This is a genomic window from Devosia sp. (assembly GCF_040509215.1).
In the GTDB taxonomy this organism is placed as follows: Bacteria; Pseudomonadota; Alphaproteobacteria; order Rhizobiales; family Devosiaceae; genus Devosia.
On record NZ_JBEVLL010000352.1, the window covers coordinates 1 to 5729 of the forward strand.

Genomic DNA, 5729 nt, shown 5'->3' on the forward strand with positions numbered 1-5729 from the left:
GAAATGTCCGGCCACTGGGGCAAGTACCGCGAAAACATGTTCGTGGTGCCTGACCAGGTTCCGAACACCGATGACGACAAGCCCATCTTCGAGAACGATGGCGACTTGCTTGCCCTCAAGCCGATGAACTGCCCGGCACACGTGCAGATCTTCAATCAGGGCATCAAGAGCTATCGCGACCTGCCGCTGCGCATGGCCGAGTTCGGCTGCTGCCACCGCAACGAGGCCCATGGTGCACTCCATGGCCTGATGCGCGTGCGGCAGATGACCCAGGACGACGCGCATATCTTCTGCCGCGAAGACCAGATCCAGAGCGAGACGGAGCACTTTGTGCACCTGCTTTACTCTGTCTATGGCCATCTCGGCTTCGACAATGTCGTTATCAAGCTCGCGACGCGGCCGGAGAAATTCGGTGGCACGATCGAGCGTTGGGATGCGGCCGAGAAGGCGCTGGGCGATGCCCTGCGCGCGACCGGCTATGACTTCGAGATCGCCGAAGGCGAAGGCGCGTTCTATGCGCCGAAACTCGAATTCCATCTCAAGGATGCGATCGGTCGGTCCTGGCAGGTTGGTACCTTGCAGCTCGACTACGTGCTGCCCGAACGCCTCGGCGCCACCTATGTGGCCGAGGACGGCAGCCGGCAGTTTGCCGTGATGCTGCATCGCGCGATTCTCGGATCGCTCGAGCGCTTCATCGGCATCCTGATTGAGAACCATGCCGGCAAGATGCCGATGTGGCTGGCTCCGACCCAGGTCGTCGTTGCGACCATCGTTTCGGAAGCGGATGAGTATGGTCAGAAGCTGGTGAACCAGCTTAGGGCTGTCGGCATTCGTGCCGAACTCGATACCCGCAACGAGAAGATCAACTACAAGGTGCGCGAGCATTCGGTGCAGAAGGTGCCGCTGATGTTCGTGGTGGGCAAGCGCGAGGCCGAGGAAGGCACGGTTTCCGTGCGTCGTCTCGGCACCGAGGGCCAGCAGGTTCTGCCATCGATGGAAGCGATCGTTTCGCTTCTCGCCGAGGCAACCCCGCCTGATCTCAAGGACAAGGCGCAGGCAGCCTGAGATGCCGCAGCGTCCGTCCAACCGCGAAATGAAGGCGCTCTATCATCTGGGCGAGGACAATGTCCTCGGCCCGGATGACTTCAAGGATATCGGCGAAAAGACCTTTGCCGGCATGCTGAAGAAGAAATGGGTGGAAGAGGCCGAGCCGGGCAAATTCCGGACGACCGAAAAAGGCCGCATCATCCATGATGAAGAGGTCTATTTCAGCGGACGCTGGAAGCGATAAGGACGGGGCGGGCTGTTGGCTGAGCGCATTGCCATAACCCGCACCGTTTCCATCGATCCCAGCGAGATCGAGGAAACGTTCGTCCGCGGCACCGGTGCCGGCGGGCAGAACGTCAACAAGGTGGCAAGCGCGGTGCAACTGCGCTTCGACCTTGCCAATTCTCCCAGTATTTCCGATGCGATGAAGCGGCGCGTGGGCACTCTGGCGGGAAGCCGGCTGACCAAGGATGGCGTTATCGTCATTGTCGCCAACAATCACCGCGACCAGCCGATGAACCGCGCCGATGCGCTTGAGCGGCTGGTGGAATTGCTGAAGGCCGGCGCCTATGTGCCAAAACCGCGAATTGCCACGCGCCCGACACTGGCATCCAAGAAGCGGCGGCTCGATGCCAAGACCACGCGTTCGGGCGTCAAACAGGGCCGCGGACGGCCGCGCGTCGACGATTAGTTTTATCCAAGGACTTTTCCCATGAGCCTCAAATTCGGAACCAGCGGCGTGCGTGGGCTCGTGACCGACCTGCAAGGTCAGCCGGCGCGGCGCTATGTGGCGGCTTTCCTGCGCCACTTGCAGGCTTCGGGCCAGATGGCGGGTGGGCGCGTGCTGGTGGGCTATGACTTGCGTCCGTCGAGCCCGGCTATCGCTCAAGACTGTCTCAATGCCATCGCTGCTTCGGGTTTCGAGCCGGTCGATTGCGGCGCCGTGCCGACGCCGGCACTGGCTTTGCAGGCGATGAAGACGGGCAGCGCGGCGGTGATGATTACCGGCAGTCATATTCCGGCGGATCGCAACGGCCTGAAGTTCTACAAGCCGGCCGGCGAAGTCAGCAAGGACGACGAGGGCGGCATTGTCGCCCAGCTCTCCACGTCGGGTGTGCCTGATACGACTTTCCCGGCGCAGAACGAGCATGCAGAAGCGCTGAAGGCCTATGCCGAGCGCTGCGTCGCCCTTTTGCCGAAGGGGGCATTGGCAGACTGGAAGATCGGCATCTTCGAACACTCCACTGTCTCGCGCGACCTGCTGGGGGAAGTGCTGATAGCGCTGGGGGCCGAGACCGTTTCGCTGGGTCGAAGCGACGTATTCGTGCCGGTCGACACAGAGGCCTTTTCGGATGCGCTCTTTGCGCCACTTCCGGCTTGGGTCCGCGAGCATGGGCTGGACGCGGTCATCTCGGCCGATGGCGACGCGGATCGGCCGCTGGTGATGGACGGCGAGGGCAATTTCGTGCGCGGAGATGCACTGGGATTGCTTGCCGCTCGTTTCCTGGGCGCGAAGGTGGTGGTCACGCCCGTGACGTCCAACTCTGCCATCGAACGAACCGGCTATTTCGACCAGGTCGTCCGCACCCGGGTCGGTTCGCCGTTCGTGGTCGCGGGCATGGAGACTGCGGATTCGGTCGTCGGCTTCGAAGCCAATGGCGGGACCTTTGTCGGCTCCGGTTTCGAGCTCGCCTCCCTGCCGACGCGCGATGCGATTCTGCCGGTGATCGCCGCACTGGGGCTGGCCGCGCAGGACAAGATTTCAGTGGCAGAATTGGTCGCTCGGCTACCGCTGCAGGTTGCAGTAGCAGATCGTCTGCAGGAAGTGCCCAGCGAGCGCAGTGCAGCGTTCCTCGAACAACTGCGGACAGACACCGCCTATGCCGCAACCGTGTTCGCGCCGTACGAGATCGCCGCTGTGAACGCGATCGATGGCTTGCAATTTCACCTCAAGACCGGGGAAACGGTACATTTCCGGGCTTCAGGCAATGCGCCAGAGCTGCGGTCTTACGTGGAGGCAGGGAGCGAGGCCCGGGCCGAGGAACTGCTCGCGTGGTCGATGGCTGCCCTCGAAAAGGCCGTGCGCTGAAATCGCGCTCAAGCGGGCAGGGTAACTGAAAAAGGGGCGGCCACTGGCCGCCCCTTTTCGTTTGTCACTTCGCCGAGGCGGTGATGTTGACCTTGCCGATCAGGCTCGTCGGGTCTTCTTCGGCGGTCATGAAGTCGACCATCGAAAGGCCGGGATCGGTCTTGGCCTGGATGCCGATATTGAGCGACTTGGCCGTACCGCTGACGAACTGGTTGACGGCCGAGCCAAGCTTGGCGGCGTCGGCGGCACCGGCCATCATGCCGATGATCGTGCCTTCGGCGAGGCCGGCAAAGACCGGGCGCAGGGTGGCGGGATCGGCGCCCTGATCGGCCGCGACGACGGCGAGGATGATATCGGCCAAACCGGCGTCGGTGACATCGAGGTTCAGCGTCTTGATGGCGACGCCCATGCCGGCCATCAGGGCTTCGTTCTCATCGAGCGAGAACAGCGCCTCGGTAGCATTGGCGATGGTGCCGGAAAGCACGACGGTCGCGAGGTCGACGCCTGACACCGAAACTTCCTCGACATCGATGCTGCTGGTGTCCGAATTCCAGGCGGCGGCGAGGCGGAAGCCGGCGTCGATATTGGTGATGCCCAGCGCGATAAGCTGCTGGAGCTGCTCGTCCTGCGTATCTTCCGGCAGCGCGGCGCGAATGCCGGTCGCCGAGGTGTCGATGACGCTGGGAATGCCGTTGATATAGCTGGCGAGCGAGAGATCGAAATTGTCGACATCGGCAACGATGCGCTCGCCGTCGGCGTCCGGGTCCGGAATGTCGATGGCAAGCCCGGCAAACGAGAAGCCGTCGAAGGACGGAATCAGAGCGCGAGCATTGGCTTCGAGCCAGGCTTCATCGACTTCCTCCGGCGCGCCGGCCAAGGCAGCGATGGTGGAAGACAGGTCGAACTGCTTGATGGTGAAATTGCCCAGCGTGATCGATCCATCGCCTTCGACATTGATCGCGAAGTCATCCATCGAGATCTGCGGATAGATGCCCGGCGACATGCCGGCCATGATCATGTTGCCGATTTCGAAAGTCATCGGCCGGCCTTCGTCATCCGTACCCGCGCAGGAGAACCCGTCGAAGGTGAATTCGGAACTCTCGAAGGCGGTGAGGATGTCGGCATACATCCGCATGAATTTGCCCATGAGGGCCGGATCGGCCATCTCCGGGTCGTCTTCCATTTGCTGGGCCAGCGTCATGATCTCGACGAAGGACGTCTCGATCGGACGGCCGCGCACTTCCGCGCCGCTCACCGGGCCAAATTCGCAGCTCACGTCTTCCGCCTCGAAAGTGCCGCCCGCCATGACGAAATCGGCATAAAGCGTTTCCATCTCGGTGGAGCCGCCGCCGTCGACGAGGCCGTAAATCCCCAGCATGCCGCCAATATTGAAATTGGTGGCCGAGGTGGTGCCCATTTCGGCATGGCCGTCTTCGACATCGAAGGTCGAGCCTTCGAGGCTGGCAGTGGCGGCGACGCCATCGACGACATTTTCAAGCACCAGATTGGTGAAGGTCAGAACGCCGTCTTCCTGCACGCCATCCACACTCGAAGTGACCGTCAGGATGATTTCGGGAACGGTGATGCTGGTGGCATTCAGGCCGGCAAGCGCATCGGCGTTCTCGACGATCGCGCCACTGAGAATCGCCTTGATGGTATCGGCATCGATGCTGGAATCGACCGCATCGACAGTCGGGATGGAAACGGAGAATTCCGCCGGTTCGGACGCGGCCGTCTGCTCGGCTGGCTTGGATTTGGTCTTCTGCGCCATGGCGGGAGCAGCGGGTAGCGCAACGCTGACCAGACATGCTGCGGCGAGAGCCGCAAGGCCGCGCTTGGTGGTGGCATTCAACGACATGTTTTTCTCCCGGTTGGTGGCGGAGTTTGCACCGTCCCGCCCAACAGTCTCATTGAAGAAGATATCGGCCTATTTTCGGGCAGGCAAATGCAAGTGGTGTGACGCGAAGGGATTTTGCCGTACGCGGGAGGGAGATACCTACTTCCAGCGCCCATAAGTCCACGGCAGGTACCATCTGGCTTCGACTGGCACCGCCTCGGGCACTGGATCATAGCCATGCGTCCCGCCGGGACGGCAGCGGACAAACCGCGAAAGACCCATCCAACCGCCGGGCCAGAACCCAAATTGCCAGATCGCATCCCGCGTATATTCCGAGCAGGTCGGCAGGTGCCGGCAGGTCCGCCCGGCAAACGCCGATAGCGTGTAGCGATAGATGGTGATCAGAAGAATAGCCGCGACCTTGAACGGAAAATCGATCGCGCGCAGCAGGTTTGATATGATGTTGTGCATCAGGACGCTGATGTAATGGATTGTTTTGACGAAGCTTTGTCTAGCGCATCAATAACGGCATCAAACACCAGCAACGTCGAAGCGTGCCGCGCCGGAAACTCCCTCACTGGCTCAAGATAGGCCAAGTCTGACCATTTCCCACCGGGCTGCGTGCCCTCGGCCTTCAGCATTTCCCGCATCTGCTGCGCCAGCGTCCGAAAATCCTCGACGCGCGTCCCGACGATCTCGCGCGCCACGATTGCCGCCGAAGTCTGCCCCAAGGCACAGGCAGATACCTCTTGCCCA

The 5729-nt window shown here is 61.8% G+C and carries 7 protein-coding genes; 4 read left to right on the top strand and 3 right to left on the bottom strand.

Going from position 1 to position 5729, the window contains the following annotated elements:
• The 4 genes from thrS to ABW043_RS19900 all read left to right on the top strand — a co-directional run.
• On the top strand, positions 1-1065 hold a 1065-nt coding region (gene thrS, locus ABW043_RS19885), incomplete at its 5' end, for a threonine--tRNA ligase (RefSeq protein WP_353922938.1).
• A gap of 1 nt (position 1066) precedes the next feature.
• On the top strand, positions 1067-1291 hold the full coding sequence (locus ABW043_RS19890) for a hypothetical protein (RefSeq protein WP_295411728.1): 225 nt from the start codon (positions 1067-1069) through the stop codon (positions 1289-1291).
• A 15-nt stretch (positions 1292-1306) separates the two neighbouring features.
• Positions 1307-1738: an alternative ribosome rescue aminoacyl-tRNA hydrolase ArfB gene (gene arfB / locus ABW043_RS19895; RefSeq protein WP_295411727.1), complete on the top strand. Its 432-nt coding sequence runs from the start codon at positions 1307-1309 to the stop codon at positions 1736-1738.
• Between the two features lie 21 nt (positions 1739-1759).
• Positions 1760-3136 carry a phosphohexomutase domain-containing protein gene (locus tag ABW043_RS19900; protein ID WP_353922939.1) on the top strand — a complete coding sequence of 459 codons (1377 nt, stop codon included), beginning with the start codon at positions 1760-1762 and terminating at the stop codon, positions 3134-3136.
• Positions 3137-3200: 64 nt separating this feature from the next.
• On the opposite strand, the gene ABW043_RS19905 is transcribed toward ABW043_RS19900, so the two are convergent.
• The 3 genes from ABW043_RS19905 to ABW043_RS19915 form a co-directional block, all read right to left on the bottom strand.
• Entirely contained in the window at positions 3201-4994 is a 1794-nt protein-coding gene (locus ABW043_RS19905) for an aq_1923 C-terminal domain (RefSeq protein ID WP_353922940.1), read from the bottom strand.
• A 138-nt stretch (positions 4995-5132) separates the two neighbouring features.
• A complete protein-coding gene (yidD, locus tag ABW043_RS19910) occupies positions 5133-5444 on the bottom strand; it encodes a membrane protein insertion efficiency factor YidD (protein WP_353922941.1) in 312 nt (103 codons plus the stop codon).
• A partial coding sequence (locus ABW043_RS19915; RefSeq protein WP_502908681.1) for an iron-sulfur cluster assembly scaffold protein occupies positions 5444-5729 on the bottom strand: 286 nt, incomplete at its 5' end. The genes ABW043_RS19915 and yidD, both read right to left, overlap by 1 nt.